The organism is Hymenobacter sp. H14-R3 (genome assembly GCF_030063445.1).
Taxonomy (GTDB): Bacteria; Bacteroidota; Bacteroidia; order Cytophagales; family Hymenobacteraceae; genus Hymenobacter.
In genome coordinates, this window is the sequence record NZ_JASITD010000036.1 from 21032 (window position 1) to 35655 (window position 14624).

Sequence of the window (14624 nt, forward strand, 5' to 3'; positions counted from 1 at the left end):
AGCGCTTCAGGGTTACCCCAGTTGCTGCAATGGAGACTGTAGCTGAGGCGCTTATCTTCTTCTTTGCCCACTTCTAGCCTTGTGCCAATGCTACCGACCTGCTCCCAGACTACCACCGCCCGGCAGGCGGGTATTTGCTACCTGCTCACTATTGCCATGGGCATGCTGGGCGCGTTCGTGCCAGCCCACCCGTACGGGGCGGCGGCCACGCTGCTTTCTTTTGGCTGCTACCTAGGGGCCACGCTGTTTCTATATCGGCTCTTTGCGCCTGCTCACCCCCGGCTGGCGCTGTTGGCGGCGGCCTTTAGTCTGGTAGGGTGCGTTTGGGGAATGCTGGAAGTGTGGCGGCTAACTCCAGAACGCATTAGTAGCCTGGTTTTCTTTGGTTTCTATTGCCTGCTAACGAGCTACCTCATCTGGCTCACGCCCTTTTTGCCCCGCTGGCTGAGCGGGCTGCTAGCCCTCTCGGGCCTGGGCTGGCTGACCTTTTTATCGCCTCCGCTCGCTGACCGCCTGGGGCCGGTGCTGCTGGTTACGGGCCTGGTGGGCGAAGGGGCGCTCGCGCTGGGGCTCCTGGCCTACGGCCGCCGCACGTCGCGTCCGCCTCTAACGAGCTAGGCAGCGCCAACCATACATTACCCATCTTCAGCTAGCAGCAACCTCGAAATGAAGTCTTTACCCAAAAAAAATGACTCCCGGCCCCTGGCCGATGTCAGGGTGCCCGTCCGGTTTAAGCTCAGCGCGCTGTGGGCTTCGGTGCTGTTTTTATATCTCTATGGCGACTATTTCGAGCTCTATGAGCCCGGTAAGCTGCGCGAGATGCTGGCCGGGCGCACGGCCTTGGGGGCCGTTTCGCAGGGCGCGCTGCTGAGCATGGCGGTGCTCATGGCCGTGCCTAGCCTGCTGGTGGGGCTCAGTCTGGTATTGCCGGCCCGCGCCACGCGGTGGCTGAATGTGGGATTCGGGGCCCTCTATACCGTAGTGATGCTGCTGGCAATTCAGGGCAGCTGGCGCTTTTACCAGTTCCTGGGCGGGCTCGAAATGGCCCTGACCGCCCTCATCTGCTGGGTTGCCTGGACGTGGCCCACTGCGCCAGAGGCGGTGCTCACAGCCGACCCGAGTTAAGCGCCAGGGCCGCCCTCGTACCCAGCCCCGCGCCTCCGTAGGCTTTCGGAGTTCTCCGAAAAAACTGGTGGAAGCGCGGGCAACCTAACAGTTTTCTATAAAAGGTAATCAATTGTTATAAAGCAAGTTATTTACTAGCAAAACAGCTACCTAGTTGGCTTGGGCAGGTGGCATGGTTTTGCAACGGGTGGGGAGTAGCCCCGCCGCGGGGGATTTCTCACTTTACGCAGTGCCCCATGAAAACCAGCCCTGCCCAAACCATCGTGTTTATTACCGGCGCGTTTGTCAGCAGCAGCTGCTGGGACGAGTGGCGGGCCTTTTTTAGCAGCTATGGCTACCACTGCCTGGTGCCGGCCTGGCCCCACAAAGACGCGCCCGCCGCGGAGCTGCGCCGCCACCAGCCCGATACCCTGGTGGCCGCCACGCGCCTGGGCCAGCTCACCGACTACTACGCCGACCTGGTGGCCCGGCTGCCCGAAAAGCCCATTCTGATTGGGCACTCGCTAGGGGGGCTGCTGACCCAGCTGCTGGTGCAGCGCGGGTTGGCGGCGGCGGGCGTGGCCATTCACTCGGTGCCGCCGCAAGGTGTTATCACCTTTAAGTGGTCGTTCTACCGCTCGGTTTGGGGGCCGCTGGGCTACTTCACGCCCGTGCGGAACAGCTTTCTGATGTCCTTTAAGCAGTGGCAGTACGCCTTCACCAACGGCATGTCGCTGGCCACGCAACGCGCAGCTTATGAGGAATTTGCCATTCCGGAGTCGAAGCACGTCTCGCGTGATGGCCTGACCTCGGCGGCCAAGATTGACTTTGCGCGGGCCCACGCGCCGCTGCTGTTTCTAGCCGGCAGCACCGACCATCTTATCCCGGCCTCGCTCAACTACGCCAACTACCGGCGCTACCAGCACGCGGGCTCCGTAACGGCCTACCGGGAGCTGCCCGGCCGCAACCACTTCGTGCTGGGCCAACCCGGCTGGCGCGAAGATGCCTTGTGCATCCTTGCCTGGCTGGCTCAACTAACCGGGGCGGCGGGCCCAGTCAGAGAGCCAGCCGTACCCGCTGCCCGGTCCAGTTGGGCCAGCCAGGCAATGACCCTGCTCTGGAGCTGAGCACGCGCAACTACTCCTACTCTCTTCTCCTTAATTCGCCAGCGAACCATGCCGCACTTTCTGGTTGCTACTGATTTTTCGGCGGCTGCTGGTCGGGCCCTAGCCGCCGCCGTGCAGCTGGCCGAGCCGCTACAGGCGCGCATTACCCTGCTGCACGCCGTGGAACTACCCCCAACAGCTGCTGCGGCACCCGAAGTATTCGTAATGAAGCTGTTGCAAGCAGCTAAGAACCAATTGCAGTACCTACTGCGAGAGGCCGCACAACACGCCTGGCAAACTCCCATTCGGGAAATACTGCAAGTTGCCCCGCGCCGGGTAGCGCTACTGGCCGCCATCGCGCAACAGCAGCCGGATATGGTGCTAATTGGAGCTACCCTGGGCCAGGGCGGGCGAATTGGCTCGACCGTCGACTGGCTGGTTCGCGTGGCCCTCTGCCCCGTGCTGGTAATGCACACGCCCTTCGGTCCCGGTCCGGTGCGGGTGGTTGTTTTTCCAACGGATTTTTCGGCGCTGGCGCTGCACGCGGGACCAATGCTGCGCAGGCTGCAAGTGCTTTTTCCGGTTGCCGTGCTGCACGTGTTGCACGTGGGCACCGCTGGGGAGTCTCCAGAAACGCTCCGGGAACAGTTGGCCCTGCTGGTGCACCAGCAGGGCCTGGCCGGGTGCGAGCTAGCCATCGTTACGGCGGCTGATTTGCGCACGGGCGTCGCGCAATTCGTGCAAAGCGTGCGGGCCGATGTGCTAGTGCTGCGCGTGGGGGCCAGCGGTTTGGGCTGGCTGTGGCCCGCTGATAATCTAACGGCCAATGCCGCGCCCACCTGGCCCCCAATCCTGACTTTCCGGCTGCAAAACGAGCCAGTGGTCGATTACAGTATCTAGGCCATAAGCACCTGATAACGTGAGCTTAGACATAAAGCGCCTGGTCGGGTTTGCAGGATTTCAAATTGCCCTCCGGTAATTCTGGAGGGGCCACAGAAAATCCAATGAAACCCAGAAAAGCTGGAGGCCGGGCGGCGGCTAAAACACCTCATACGGCTTTAAAACCGCTTTCCCGTGGCAACAGACAAGCTAGGGCTAGTTGCCGCCGCGTCGGCATAAGGTTTGGTTACTCAAGGGCAAGCGCCTCCACCGACCGACCGGGCGGAGCAAGTAGGCGGCCGCTTCAAAAAGAGTCAATTCACCCCCCCCCCCTTTTTTCTCAACATTATGAAAGTGAAATCCATCTTTCCAATTGGCTGCACTTGGGCCGCCATCGGTACGCGCCGCGCCACCACAATGCTAATGCTAGGAGCCTGGGCGCTGGGCCTGGCCCTGCCGGCCCTGGCCCAGGACGGCAACGCCGGCGTAGAGTCGACAACGAAAACCTCGCCCATCCAGATAGTGCATGCCCTGAACTCGGCGTTTGGGGAGCACCACGCCCGGGCGGTGCACGCCAAAGGAATTATCCTGGAAGGCAGCTTTGTGCCGGCGGCCGAAGCCAGCCGCCTGACGCGGGCCGCCCACCTGCAGGGCAAAGGCGAAGCCGTCATCGTGCGGTTTTCAGACTTCACCGGTATCCCCGACATTTCCGACACCATCGGGGACTCGCGGCCCCGGGGAGCGGCCATCAAGTTTATGATGCCCAATAACCAGTCCACCGACATCGTGATGCATAGCTTCAACGGTTTCCCGGTGGCTACCACCGACGAGTTTCGAGTGCTGCTGGAATCCATCGGAGCCGCAGGGCATGGTAATTCCGCGCCGCTGGGGCAGTTTCTGGATTCGCACCCCCTCGCTAAAACCTTTCTGACTACCCAAAAGCCGATGACGACTAGTTGGGCTACGCTTTCTTTTTTCGGGGTCAATTCGTTTAAATTCACCAACAAAGCCGGGGTGACTCACTTCGTGCGCTACCAGCTGGTGCCCGACGCCGGGGAGCATTTCCTCACCAAAGCACAGGCCGCCTCGGTCGGGCCCAACTACCTCCAAAGCGAGATTAAGCAGCGCGTGGCTGCCCAGCCCATCACGTTCAAGCTGTACGCCCAGGTGGCCGAAAAAGGCGACGCCATTGAAAACCCCACGGTAGCCTGGCCCGACACGCGCCCCCGCGTGCTGCTGGGTACGCTCACCCTGAAAAACATGGCCCCGAACACGGTGGAGGAAGACAAAGCCTTGTTTTTCAACCCCAACAACGTGCATGATGGCATCGGCCTGGCCGACCCCATGCTGGTAGACCGGGCCCGCGCCTATCCGGTGTCGGTAGGGATACGGCAATAGGGCTACGAAAAGCAGGAACGGCGGGCTTTGAGGCTCGCTCCAAAATAGTGTTTTAACCGGTTGGTATCATGACACAGGTCGCTTTTGCGCATCCTTTTCGGGCACTTAGCTTGTCGTTTAAGCGCGCTCCGCTGGCCGTTCGCGAGCAGCTGGCCCTCGACGAAACGGCCTGCCACCAACTGTTGCGCACCTTGCGCCACGAATTGGGCCTGACCGATTTGCTCGTGTTGAGCACCTGCCAGCGTACGGAGGTGTACTACGCGGCCAGGGCCGACCGTAGCACCGAAATTATGCAGGCCCTGGGCCAGTTGAAAAACTGTCTCATTGACCCCGGTTGGCAGCCCTACTTTGAAGTAATGTCGGATGCGGCGGCGGCGGCCCGGCACCTGTTTGCGGTGGCGCTGGGGCTGGAGGCGCGGGTGCTGGGTGACTGGCAGATTATCGGCCAGGTGAAGCAGGCCTACCGCTGGGCAGTGCAAGCCGAGGCTGCCGGCCCCTTCCTGCACCGCTTGCTGCACGCCGTATTTGCCGCCCACAAGCGCGTGCAGCAGGAAACCAGCTTCCGCAGCGGCACGGCCTCGGCGAGCGGTGCGGCCGTGGAGCTGGTGGCCGAGTTGACCGCGCAACTGGCCAGTCCGCGCGTGCTGGTGGTGGGCGTGGGCAGCATTGGGGCCGATGTGTGCCGGCACCTAGCCGCCCGTAACGCCTTTGACCGGGTGGCCCTCTGTAATCGCACGCGTTCCAAGGCCGTCGTGCTGGCCGCCGAATGCCGCCTGGACCTCGTGGAGTTCGACGAGCTGCCCACCGCCCTGCGGGAGGCAGATGTAGTGATTTCGGCCATCACCTGCCCGCAGGCGTTTTTTACGCCCCGGCTGGTGGCCGAAACGATGCAGTGCAACCGCAAGCTATTCGTGGATTTGAGTATGCCCCGCAGCGTGGCCCCCGCCGTGGCCCAGGTGCCCGGCGTGACGCTCTACAACATCGACGCCATCAAGAGCAAGACCTCCGCCGCTTTGGAACTGCGCTGGGCGGCCGTGCCGCAGGTGCACGCCATCATTGCCAACCACCTGGCCGAACTGCACACCTGGAGCCAGACGCTGCGGGTGTCACCGCTGATTCATCAGCTGAAAAACCACCTGGAGGCCCTGCGCCGGCAAGAGGTGAGCCGTTATAGTAGGCGCCTCAGCCCCACCGAAACCACGCTGATTGAGGCCGCCACCCGCTCACTGATGCAAAAGGTGCTCAAGCAGCAGGTGCTACATCTAAAGCGGGTCAGCCTATGCGATGGCGCCGAGCCGCTACTAGCGCAGTTCAGCAAGCTTTTCGCCTTTGAAAACGAGCGAGCCTCCTGATTTTATTCATTCATTTCCCAAACCTTCTGTTATGGAAAATACCCTTTCGCCCGCCTGGCCGGCCACCCGCGTGGTGCCGAAGCAACGCTTCGACCTACCGAGCCTGGACCCCCAGGCCTACACCGGCCTGCTGACCCTGCGCAAGCACCTGGGCCAGTCGGGCCTTTCGCTCACGCACTGGGATTTAATCAACGTGCACGTATCGCAGCTCAACGGTTGCGCCTACTGCGTGATGACGCACGTAGCCGAGGCCCTGGAGCACGGCGAAACCGAGCAGCGCCTGCACGCACTAGTGGCCTGGCGCGAAATGCCCTACTTCACGGCCGAGGAGCGCGCCATCCTGGCCTATGCCGAGGAGGTAACGCTGCTGCCGCACCGGCACGTGGCCGATGCCGTGCACCACGAGGCCACACGGCTGCTGGGGGAGGCCTATGTGGTTCAGGTGCTGCTGGCCACGGTATCAATGAATACCTGGAACCGCCTGAACATCGCGCAGCGCAAAATGCCCGCGTAGCCCAAAAACCACCTTTTCTCACCTTCTTTTTAAACCCGATGTACCCCGTTACCCTCGTTCCCAACAATACCCTGCTCACCGCCACGCCCGAGGAGGGCCGCCAGCTAGCCGTGCACATGAGCCGCCTCATTGTGAAGGCCACCCAGCCCGATGCCACCAAGCGCGAGCAGCTGCGCGACATATACGCCAACGACGCGGCCATGCTACTGGCCGTGACCCATACGGTAGCCATCGAGTTTGCCACCATCGCGGCGGCCAATAACTACTGGCGGTAAGTGGCGCGGGTGGGGCGGGCGACTCGCGCGCACCGCCCGCGTTCACAGCACAATCTTGCCCTCGTGCAGCGCCAGCTTGCCGGCTTGCTCCAGCTGCTTAACGGTGCGAATGACGGTTTCGACGCGCAGGCCGGTGAGGTCGGCCAGCTCCTGGCGGGTGAGGGGCACGAGGTAGGCGGGCGGGTCGCCGGCCTGCCGCTTGAAGTAGGAAAGGAGCGTGAGCAGCTGGTGGTCGGCGGGGTAGCTCGACATTTCGCGGGCCTGCATCGACTTGTATTGCAGGCGCTTAGCCAGGGTAGCCAGGAAGCGCTGGTGAATGTCGAAGTACTGGTGCAGCAGCTCGACCAGTGCGGGGTAGGCCAGCCGCGATACCACTGCCGGCTGGCTGGCCACCGCCGAGGCCGGGTACGGAAACTGCCCAAACAGCGGCGGCTCGCCCAGGCTTTGCCCGGCCCGGAAAATGCCCTGAATGAACTCGGTACCATCTTCAATATGGTTGACCATGCGCACCTCGCCGTGCAGCACCTGGTGGTAAAAATGGGCCGGCTCGCCCTCGGCAAACAGTGTTTCGCCCTTATCGAGGCTCTTTTGGGTGGCCCCGAACTGCTCCAGAATCTCAACTTCTATCATGCTGGTATGATGTGGGTCATAAACGGGCGGGCCCACCGACGGCAAATTTTGCCCTGTCATTAGCCACTGCCCTGGCCCCGGTGGCCCGCCTGCGGGCGCCGGGCCGGGCGCTCGGTTACTACCCACTCTTAACCCCAATTGTTTATGGCCGCTCCCCTCATTTCCGGTAGCTTGCTCAACGGACTGCACCCGCCCATCGGCGAACAAAAAGGCCTGGTTCTATTGAATCGCGACGGCCAGAAAATCATCTACAAAACCTTCGTGGCCGGCGAAACCATGCCTACCCACCACCACGCCGGCGGCGAGGTGCTGGTGGTGGTGCTGGCCGGCCAGCTGGCTATTACCCAGGAAACCACCACCGTGGAGGTGCAGGCCGGCGACTACGTGATTTTCGCGGCCGGTGCCCCCCATTCACTCACCTGCCAGCAAGCCGCCCGCATTCTGATTTATCGCTAGCCAGTGACCATTATTTAGTATGTCATTCATTATCAACATTTTGCTTATTTTATGGAAGCAGTAATTGAGGTAGAAGCCGCCCCTTTGCCAGCACCTGGCAACCTGGCCTCCGGCGCTCTAAGTAAGAAAACAATTGTGCGCGTGCCGCTTACCGACACGAGCACGGCCACGCTAATACGCCCGCTGGGGGCCTTCGAGCGGATGCTGCACCGGCACATGGAAGCGCATCCGATGCACTTTTCGCTGGTGGCGGAGCTGGCTGGGGTCGTGGAGCCCGCCCGGCTGCGGGCGGCCCTGGCGGCGGTGCAGCACCGGCACCCGCTGCTGGCCGCGCACGTGGAGGACCGGCCCGGTACCCGGCTTGGCTTTTACCGGCCCGCCGTGGTGCCGCCCATTCCGCTGACCGTGCTGCACGCGGCCGCCGGCCACACCTGGCAGCAAGTGGCGGCCGAGGAGCTGGGCACCCGTTTTGACCCCTCGGCGGCCCCGCTCGTGCGGGCGGTGCTGCTGCGCGAGAGCCCGGTAAGCGCCACCCTGGTGCTCTCCTTCGACCATACCGTAGCCGATGGCCTATCGGCCGTGTTTGTGCTGGAAGACGTGCTGGCCGTGCTCAACGGCCATAAGCTGGCGGTGCTGCCCGTGCCGCCCGCCCAGGAGCAATTACTGGCCCGCTTGCCCAGCACCCTGGTGCCCGCCGCCGCCACCTCGCCCGCTGAGGCCGCCCCGGCAGCCCCCCTGGATGAGCGGCTGAGCGCCCTCGTGCCGATGCGGCCCTTCGATGGGGTTGCGCCTGACCTCAGTACCATCACCTTTGACGCGGACCTGACCAGCCGGCTGGTGCAGCGCTGCCGGGCCGAAGGCACCACCGTGCACGCGGCCCTGGTGGCGGCTACCACCCAGGTAATGAGCAAGATGGGCCAGCGGGAAGTGGTGCGCGTCTTCACGCCATTCAATTTCCGCCCGCTGCTGGGCGATGTGCGCGACTGCGCCGATTACTTCAGCGCGACGCGCACCGGGTTTCTGCCCGAGCAAACCCAGAACCTCTGGGAGCTGGCGCGGCTCACCGGCGCGCAGCTGGCGCAGGCCCGCTCGGAAGCCGGCATCCGCGGCATTTCGGCGGCGGTGGAGCAGTTTATTCCGCTCGATGCCGACCACGCGGCGGCCGCGGGCTTCATGGCGTTCGGGCTCAGCAGCGAGGCGCTGATTAGCAACCTCGGCGTGCTGGACCTGCCCGAAACCGGGGCCGTTCGGCCGACGGCCATCTGGGGGCCGGTTTTGCTGACGCAGTTTCAGCACGAGTCGGTTATTGGCGTGGCCACTTTTCGGGGCGAGCTGCGGCTGGTATGCGCCACGCACGCGCCCGTTCCAGAGCTGCTGCCGCTCATCCGGGCCACGCTGGCCGCGGCAACTGCTGTACCCGGTTCGGGAGCTAAAAATTTATAAATCAATACTTTAAAAAAAGACTTTAGCTCCCATGTCCGCTATGCACACCATCGTTCTCAAGCTGCCGCTGGAAGAAACCCTCGCCCAACTTCGGCAAGCCTTGGCCGGCACGGGCTTGCTGCTGGTGCAGCAGCTTGGCCCCACCCAAACGGCGCTTAGTTGGAGCGACCCCTTGGCTTCGGTTGAGCCGGGGCAGCCACTGGCCCTCGCCGCCGCCGATGCACAGCGCCAGCTCAACCAGGTGCTCGCCGAGCTCCGCGCTGAGTCGGCACTTATGGGTCTGGTTGGCAACCCCGCCAATACCCATACTAACTGGTAATCAATGCCTTCGGGCTTCGTTATGGAAAGAAAACGCTTATACTGGCTCGGGCAGCTGCTGGGACTGGCCGTGCTACTCGGCAGCCCGGTGCGGGGGCTGGCGCAGGCCCCGGCCGCCGCCCCGGTCGAGGGGCCAATGCTCACGCAGCCGGCCGTGCTGGGCATGCTGGCGCTGCTGCTCGTTATTGTGGTCGGGGGCGTGCTGGTGCTGGTGAGCCGCGTGGCGGCGCTGGTGCGCGGCAGCCAGGCGCCCTCGCACGAAGTTGTGGGTGGCCGCTTCGACGAAACCGTGACCAACCTCACGCCCGCGCAGCTGGCGGCCATTGTGGCGCGGCAGCAGGCGCAGGAGTTTCACCTGAGCGGCACCGAGCTGGGCGGCGCGGCCCCCGTGCGCGACGCGCACGGCGTGGTGCAGCACGTGGACCTGGAGGTGCACGCGCCCTGGTTTCACGAGAAGCGCCGCGTGGCCCCCTTCGCCGACCTCGACCCGCGCCTGACGCAGCTGGTGGCGGCTTATTTGCTGTGCGCGGCCTTCTGGCTGGTGCTGGGCACGGCGGTGGGCTGGTACGTGGGCGTGAAATTCGTGCGGCCCGACGTGGACCACCTGGCGGCCCTCTCGTTTGGGCGGCTGCGGCCGGTGCACACCAATATGGTGTTCTGGGGGTGGTCGTCGCTGGCCATGCTGGGGCTGGGGCACTTCGTGGTGCCGCGCACCAACAACGTGCCGCTCTACAGCCTGCGCTGGGGCTGGTGGGCGCTGGGGCTGATAAACGCCAGCGTGCTGCTGGGCTCCTTGTGTTTGATGAACGGCCTCAACAATGGTGGGGGCGAGTACCGCGAGTACATCTGGCCGGTAATGCTGCTGTTTGCCGTAGGGGTGGGGCTGAGCTTCGGCAACTTTTACCAGACCGTGGCCCGCCGCACCACCGAGGAGTTTTACATCTCGAACTGGTACATTCTGGGCGCCACCGTGTGGGGTATCGTGCTCACCGTCATCGGCTACCTGCCCTGGTACCAGAACGGCATGGGCGAAACCATCATTCAGGGTTACTACATGCACATGGGGGTCGGCATGTGGTTCATGACCTTCACGCTGGGGCTGATGTACTACTTCCTGCCCATGTCCCTGAACAAGCCCATTTACTCCTACTCGCTGGGGGTACTGGCCTTCTGGACGCAGCTGCTTTTTTACACCATGATTGGCACCCACCACTTCATTTTCAGCCCCTTACCGTGGTGGTTGCAAACGGTGGCCATCGTGTTCAGCGTGGGCATGGTGATTCCGGTGCTCGCCGGCACCATCAACTTTTTGATGACCTTTCGCGGGGGCCGCAAGCGGGTGGGCGACTCGTACTCGCTGCCCTTTTTGCTGATGGGGGTGCTGTTCTACTTCACCGGCTCGTTTCAGGGCTCGTTGCAGGCGCTACGCTACACCAACTTGGTCTGGCACTTCACCGATTTCAACGTGGCCCACTCGCACATTACCATGTACGGCATCATCGCCTTCATGCTCTGGGGCTGCATCTACACGCTGGCCCCGCGGCTGCGCGGGCGCGAGCCCCGGCAGGGCCTGGTGGGCGTGCATTTCTGGTGCGCGCTGCTGGGCTTGCTGGCCTACGCCGGCGCCCTGATGGTGGGCGGCACGCTCAAGGGCCAAAGCTGGCTGGCCGGCGAGCCGTTCATCCAATCGGTGGTGCTAATGGCGCCCTACTGGCTGTGGCGGGCCATTGGCGGCACGCTGATGCTGCTGGCCCACGTCGTGTTTTTCTACAACCTCGTCGATATGCTGCTGCTGGGCCAAGCGCCCGCCCCCGTTGCCGAGCCCACCCCCGCCTTTGCGCCGCAAGCCGATGAAATCCTGGAATCTGTATAAAAACCACCGGCTCTTTACGGGCACGGTCTTTCTGGGCTTCGTGGGGCTGAGCGCCCTCATTGCCTTGCAGCCCGCCGCCCGCGTGCAGGCCGACAACGCCCCGCTGCCCACCGCCGTGGCCCTCACCACCGACCAACAAGCTGGCCTGCAAGTGTTTATTGGCGAAGGCTGCGTGGCCTGCCACACCCAGCAGGTGCGCAACATCGACATGGACCAGCGCTGGGGTGGCCGGCCCGGCCTGCCCGCCGACTACGCCTGGCGCCAGCGGCAGGACGTGTGGCGGGCCACGCCCTCCATCCTGGGCTCGGAGCGCACCGGCCCCGACCTCACCGAAGTATCGGTGCGCCAGCCCAGCGACCTCTGGCACCTGCTGCACCTTTACCAGCCCCGCAGCGTGGTGAAGGAGTCCATCATGCCCGCTTTTCCGTGGCTGTTTCAGGACAGCGTGGCGGGCACGCCGGCCGGGCTGGCCCTGCACATTCCGGGGGGCTACCGCGAGCCGGGCGCGCACACCATTGTGCCCACGCGCCGCGCCCAGCAGCTGGTGGCCTACCTGCTGTCGTTGAAGCAGGCCCCGCTGCCCACCGGCGCGCAACCCGCTGCCTTTCTGAAACTTACCCCACCCAAGGAAGCTGCGCCCGCCGTCGGGGCGGCCGCCGCCGGCCCACCGGCCCCGGATGGCGCGGCGCTCTACGCCACCAACTGCCAGCCCTGCCACCAGGCCAACGGCGAGGGCCTGAAAGGCGCGTTTCCGCCCCTCAAAGGCAGCCCGGTGGTCAATGACAAAGACGCCACGCTCATGGTCAACATCATCCTGCAGGGCTACAACCCGCGCCCCGAGTACGGCGTGATGCCCCCCTTCGCCGCCAAGCTCAGCGATGCCGAAATCGCGGCCATCATCAGCCACGAGCGCAGCAGCTGGGGCAACGCCGCCGCGCCCGTCACGGCCGACTTTGTGCAGAAAATCCGGGCCTTGCTGAAGGCCCCATCTCCCATCGCTTTAGCTCAAAACCCATGAAAAAGAACCTGTTAGTATTTCTCGGCAACCTGTTTATTGCGCTGCCGCTCTGGGCCTGCCCTGTCTGCGATAAGCGCCAGCCCAAGGGCTTCGCCGGCATTACGCACGGCGTGGGGCCGGGCGGGCCGTTTGATTACCTAATGCTGTACGGCTCCATTCTGGTGGTGCTGGTCACGTTCGGGCTGTTCCTGCGCTTTCTGCTGCTGCCCGAAAGCGCGCACAACCTGGTGCGCCGCCGGCAGCTGTCCTCCTTTTTATAGCGCGGTTTTCGGCGCGAACGGGTCCCGTGAGGCAACCCCGTGCACGACCCCCATTCCTCTAAACCTCATGCCTACCCCCGCCTTGCCCACCGAAGCTGAGCAGCAGGTGCTGCTGTTTCTCGACGATGCCCCCGAACCCTTCGCCCGCTACGCCCCGCCGGTGCGGCTCGATTTTGACACGACCCGCCTCGTGGATGGCCCCCACGAGCTGCGCGTGGTGGCGCGCTCCTCCAACGGCCAGGAGGGCGTGCAGCGCATCCCGTTCGTGGTGCGTAACGGCCCGGCTATCACCGTGTTAGGTTTAAGTCCCGACGATATTGTGTCGGACGTGCTGCCGCTGACCGTAACGGCCTACGGCAGCGAGCGCACCGACTCGTTCGTTATCACGGCCTCCGAAACGCCGCAGGGCGTGCCCGCCTGGGTGTGGGCCGGGATAGTCGTTTTTGTGAGCTGGGGCGCCTATTACCTGTTCACGGCCCTAAGCATCCCCACTACCTGACTTCGCCATGGAAGAAGCGCTTAACAAACCCGACATTCTTACCCCGCAAGACCTGCGCCGGCTCATCGACGCTTTTTACGGGCGGGTGCGGGCCGATGAGCTGCTGGGGCCCGTGTTCGAGGCCCGCATTCCGGCCGGCCACTGGCCCCAGCACCTCGACACGATGACCCGCTTCTGGACGGCGGCGCTGCTGGCGCAGGCGGCCGGCTACCGGGGCAACCCCGGGGCTAAGCATATTTTTCTACCCATCGAAAAGGCGCATTTTACCCGCTGGCTGGCTTTGTTTGGGCAAACCGTAGACGAGCTCTTTGCCGGCCATAACGCTACCGAAGCGAAGCTGCGGGCCCGCAAGATGGGCGAGATGTTTCAGGCCAAAATCGCCTCGGCGCGGGCCGGGGGTGGGCACGCCGTTCTGTAGCTCTACTAATTAATTAGCAATAACTTAGCATGGAGAATAAACGCAACGCCGCCACGCCCCAGCGCCCGCTGGGCGCCCGCCCCCTCCTTGCCGAGCTGGTGCTGCTGGACTTGCCGACCGCCGCCGGGCAGCTTTACCAGGAGCCTGCCTGGACCAGCAGCGACCGCAACGCCCTCACGCTCTTTAAGAGCGACACCCTGCGGCTGGTGCTTACCGCCCTGCACGCCGGGGCCACCATGAAAACGCACACCGCCAAGGGCGACATTAGCGTGCAGGTGCTGGCCGGCCGCCTCGCGTTTGCCACGGCCAGCCAACTGCTGGAACTGGGCATTGGGCAGCTGCTGACGCTGCAAGCCAACGTGCCGCACAGCGTAACCGCGCTGGAAGACACCACCTTTCTGCTAACGCTGGCAATCAGCGGTTAGTTAAGTAGTTAACTCTGATTACCTGTGACTTATGCAACCCCTGACATTTGACTCGGAAGCCCCGGCCCTGCGCGACCTGGCCCGGCGTGGCTACTCCCACAACTACAACCTGACGGGCGCGCAGCTGGCCGATAGTAGCCTGGATTTGCACCTGTACCCCGGCCGCTTTCGGGTGCGGGAAGTGCACCGCTTCGAAGGCGCCTCCAACCCCGACGACATGTGCGTGGTGTACGCCATCGTGTCGGACAGCGGCGTGAAGGGCGTGCTAATCGATGCCTACGGCTCGTGTGCCGACAGCCAAACCACGGAGCTGATGCGGCAGCTGGTCCTCACGCCCTGCGCCAGCCACTGACCGGCCGGCTGTCTGTCGATGGCCAGCAGCGCCAGCACCAGCCCCGCCGCCAGGATGGTTTTTAAGCAGGTAGTCGGCAGCCACTGCCGACTGGCCAGCGCTACGCTCATCGACAGCAGGTAGCCCACCGCGGTTTTGCGCTGCTGGGCCCTGCGAGTGGTGGGCTACGCCCTAGCCCTACTTAGTGCCTATCCGAATAGGGAAACAGCGTCACCCAAAAAGACAATTGTACCACGTAATTCGGGCGCAGGCAAAATGGAGCATGGCCAGGTAGTTTTCCGGCTTTTTGGCCCAGCGGATGAGC

Annotated in this window: 19 protein-coding genes and 1 pseudogene; 18 read left to right on the forward strand and 2 right to left on the reverse strand. The window is 63.7% G+C overall.

The window, feature by feature from the left end:
- Positions 1–87: 87 nt before the first annotated feature.
- From QMK33_RS21350 to QMK33_RS21385, 8 genes are all read left to right on the forward strand, one after another.
- Entirely contained in the window at positions 88–618 is a 531-nt protein-coding gene (locus tag QMK33_RS21350) for a hypothetical protein (RefSeq protein ID WP_283566657.1), read from the forward strand.
- 48 nt (positions 619–666) lie between these two features.
- Positions 667–1125, forward strand: a complete 459-nt coding sequence (locus QMK33_RS21355; RefSeq protein ID WP_283566658.1) for a DUF6326 family protein — start codon at positions 667–669, stop codon at positions 1123–1125.
- A 236-nt stretch (positions 1126–1361) separates the two neighbouring features.
- Positions 1362–2231, forward strand: coding sequence for an alpha/beta hydrolase (locus QMK33_RS21360; RefSeq protein WP_283566659.1), 870 nt, complete (start codon positions 1362–1364; stop codon positions 2229–2231).
- Positions 2232–2279: 48 nt separating this feature from the next.
- Positions 2280–3110: a universal stress protein gene (locus tag QMK33_RS21365; RefSeq protein WP_283566660.1), complete on the forward strand. Its 831-nt coding sequence runs from the start codon at positions 2280–2282 to the stop codon at positions 3108–3110.
- 327 nt (positions 3111–3437) lie between these two features.
- Complete coding sequence (locus QMK33_RS21370; RefSeq protein WP_283566661.1) at positions 3438–4487, forward strand: catalase family peroxidase; 1050 nt, start codon at positions 3438–3440, stop codon at positions 4485–4487.
- A 68-nt stretch (positions 4488–4555) separates the two neighbouring features.
- Complete coding sequence (hemA, locus tag QMK33_RS21375) at positions 4556–5839, forward strand: glutamyl-tRNA reductase (protein WP_283566662.1); 1284 nt, start codon at positions 4556–4558, stop codon at positions 5837–5839.
- A gap of 31 nt (positions 5840–5870) precedes the next feature.
- Positions 5871–6353: a carboxymuconolactone decarboxylase family protein gene (locus QMK33_RS21380; protein ID WP_283566663.1), complete on the forward strand. Its 483-nt coding sequence runs from the start codon at positions 5871–5873 to the stop codon at positions 6351–6353.
- Positions 6354–6391: 38 nt separating this feature from the next.
- Complete coding sequence (locus QMK33_RS21385) at positions 6392–6628, forward strand: hexameric tyrosine-coordinated heme protein (protein ID WP_283566664.1); 237 nt, start codon at positions 6392–6394, stop codon at positions 6626–6628.
- Positions 6629–6670: 42 nt separating this feature from the next.
- Here the strand turns inward: QMK33_RS21385 and QMK33_RS21390 are convergent, their stop codons facing one another.
- Positions 6671–7258, reverse strand: coding sequence for a Crp/Fnr family transcriptional regulator (locus QMK33_RS21390; protein ID WP_283566665.1), 588 nt, complete (start codon positions 7256–7258; stop codon positions 6671–6673).
- 144 nt (positions 7259–7402) lie between these two features.
- Between QMK33_RS21390 and QMK33_RS21395 the strand changes: the two genes are divergently transcribed.
- The 10 genes from QMK33_RS21395 to QMK33_RS21440 all read left to right on the forward strand — a co-directional run bounded on the left by QMK33_RS21395 (position 7403) and on the right by QMK33_RS21440 (position 14320).
- Positions 7403–7714 (forward strand): cupin domain-containing protein, encoded by a 312-nt coding sequence (locus QMK33_RS21395; RefSeq protein ID WP_283566666.1) that lies wholly within the window; start codon positions 7403–7405, stop codon positions 7712–7714.
- A gap of 51 nt (positions 7715–7765) precedes the next feature.
- Positions 7766–9157 (forward strand): condensation domain-containing protein, encoded by a 1392-nt coding sequence (locus QMK33_RS21400; protein ID WP_283566667.1) that lies wholly within the window; start codon positions 7766–7768, stop codon positions 9155–9157.
- Positions 9158–9197: 40 nt separating this feature from the next.
- Positions 9198–9476, forward strand: a complete 279-nt coding sequence (locus QMK33_RS21405; RefSeq protein ID WP_283566668.1) for a hypothetical protein — start codon at positions 9198–9200, stop codon at positions 9474–9476.
- 21 nt (positions 9477–9497) lie between these two features.
- The gene (locus QMK33_RS21410) at positions 9498–11348 is read left to right on the forward strand and encodes a cbb3-type cytochrome c oxidase subunit I (RefSeq protein ID WP_283566669.1); all 1851 of its coding nucleotides are present in this window, start codon (positions 9498–9500) and stop codon (positions 11346–11348) included.
- The gene (locus QMK33_RS21415) at positions 11326–12366 is read left to right on the forward strand and encodes a cbb3-type cytochrome c oxidase subunit II (RefSeq protein WP_283566670.1); all 1041 of its coding nucleotides are present in this window, start codon (positions 11326–11328) and stop codon (positions 12364–12366) included. Before QMK33_RS21410 ends, QMK33_RS21415 begins: the two co-directional genes overlap by 23 nt.
- Positions 12363–12626: a hypothetical protein gene (locus tag QMK33_RS21420; protein WP_283566671.1), complete on the forward strand. Its 264-nt coding sequence runs from the start codon at positions 12363–12365 to the stop codon at positions 12624–12626. The genes QMK33_RS21415 and QMK33_RS21420 overlap by 4 nt, the downstream gene beginning before the upstream one ends.
- Positions 12627–12693: 67 nt before the next feature.
- On the forward strand, positions 12694–13125 hold the full coding sequence (locus QMK33_RS21425) for a cytochrome C (protein WP_283566672.1): 432 nt from the start codon (positions 12694–12696) through the stop codon (positions 13123–13125).
- Positions 13126–13132: 7 nt separating this feature from the next.
- The gene (locus QMK33_RS21430) at positions 13133–13543 is read left to right on the forward strand and encodes a group III truncated hemoglobin (RefSeq protein ID WP_283566673.1); all 411 of its coding nucleotides are present in this window, start codon (positions 13133–13135) and stop codon (positions 13541–13543) included.
- Between the two features lie 29 nt (positions 13544–13572).
- Entirely contained in the window at positions 13573–13968 is a 396-nt protein-coding gene (locus QMK33_RS21435; RefSeq protein ID WP_283566674.1) for a cupin domain-containing protein, read from the forward strand.
- Between the two features lie 31 nt (positions 13969–13999).
- Positions 14000–14320, forward strand: a complete 321-nt coding sequence (locus QMK33_RS21440; RefSeq protein WP_283566675.1) for a phosphoribosylpyrophosphate synthetase — start codon at positions 14000–14002, stop codon at positions 14318–14320.
- 210 nt (positions 14321–14530) lie between these two features.
- Here QMK33_RS21440 and QMK33_RS21445 read toward each other — a convergent pair.
- A pseudogene (locus QMK33_RS21445) lies at positions 14531–14624 on the reverse strand (IS5/IS1182 family transposase); the annotation flags it as partial.

What these genes read in the sequence shown, in the direction of transcription:
- QMK33_RS21350 (WP_283566657.1), top strand. Translation starts at nt 88, where the DNA reads ATGCTACCGACCTGCTCCCAGACTACCACCGCCCGGCAGGCGGGTATT.
- QMK33_RS21355 (WP_283566658.1), top strand. Translation starts at nt 667, where the DNA reads ATGAAGTCTTTACCCAAAAAAAATGACTCCCGGCCCCTGGCCGATGTC.
- QMK33_RS21360 (WP_283566659.1), top strand. Translation starts at nt 1,362, where the DNA reads ATGAAAACCAGCCCTGCCCAAACCATCGTGTTTATTACCGGCGCGTTT.
- QMK33_RS21365 (WP_283566660.1), top strand. Translation starts at nt 2,280, where the DNA reads ATGCCGCACTTTCTGGTTGCTACTGATTTTTCGGCGGCTGCTGGTCGG.
- QMK33_RS21370 (WP_283566661.1), top strand. Translation starts at nt 3,438, where the DNA reads ATGAAAGTGAAATCCATCTTTCCAATTGGCTGCACTTGGGCCGCCATC.
- hemA (WP_283566662.1), top strand. Translation starts at nt 4,556, where the DNA reads ATGACACAGGTCGCTTTTGCGCATCCTTTTCGGGCACTTAGCTTGTCG.
- QMK33_RS21380 (WP_283566663.1), top strand. Translation starts at nt 5,871, where the DNA reads ATGGAAAATACCCTTTCGCCCGCCTGGCCGGCCACCCGCGTGGTGCCG.
- QMK33_RS21385 (WP_283566664.1), top strand. Translation starts at nt 6,392, where the DNA reads ATGTACCCCGTTACCCTCGTTCCCAACAATACCCTGCTCACCGCCACG.
- QMK33_RS21390 (WP_283566665.1), bottom strand. Translation starts at nt 7,258, where the DNA reads ATGATAGAAGTTGAGATTCTGGAGCAGTTCGGGGCCACCCAAAAGAGC.
- QMK33_RS21395 (WP_283566666.1), top strand. Translation starts at nt 7,403, where the DNA reads ATGGCCGCTCCCCTCATTTCCGGTAGCTTGCTCAACGGACTGCACCCG.
- QMK33_RS21400 (WP_283566667.1), top strand. Translation starts at nt 7,766, where the DNA reads ATGGAAGCAGTAATTGAGGTAGAAGCCGCCCCTTTGCCAGCACCTGGC.
- QMK33_RS21405 (WP_283566668.1), top strand. Translation starts at nt 9,198, where the DNA reads ATGCACACCATCGTTCTCAAGCTGCCGCTGGAAGAAACCCTCGCCCAA.
- QMK33_RS21410 (WP_283566669.1), top strand. Translation starts at nt 9,498, where the DNA reads ATGGAAAGAAAACGCTTATACTGGCTCGGGCAGCTGCTGGGACTGGCC.
- QMK33_RS21415 (WP_283566670.1), top strand. Translation starts at nt 11,326, where the DNA reads ATGAAATCCTGGAATCTGTATAAAAACCACCGGCTCTTTACGGGCACG.
- QMK33_RS21420 (WP_283566671.1), top strand. Translation starts at nt 12,363, where the DNA reads ATGAAAAAGAACCTGTTAGTATTTCTCGGCAACCTGTTTATTGCGCTG.
- QMK33_RS21425 (WP_283566672.1), top strand. Translation starts at nt 12,694, where the DNA reads ATGCCTACCCCCGCCTTGCCCACCGAAGCTGAGCAGCAGGTGCTGCTG.
- QMK33_RS21430 (WP_283566673.1), top strand. Translation starts at nt 13,133, where the DNA reads ATGGAAGAAGCGCTTAACAAACCCGACATTCTTACCCCGCAAGACCTG.
- QMK33_RS21435 (WP_283566674.1), top strand. Translation starts at nt 13,573, where the DNA reads ATGGAGAATAAACGCAACGCCGCCACGCCCCAGCGCCCGCTGGGCGCC.
- QMK33_RS21440 (WP_283566675.1), top strand. Translation starts at nt 14,000, where the DNA reads ATGCAACCCCTGACATTTGACTCGGAAGCCCCGGCCCTGCGCGACCTG.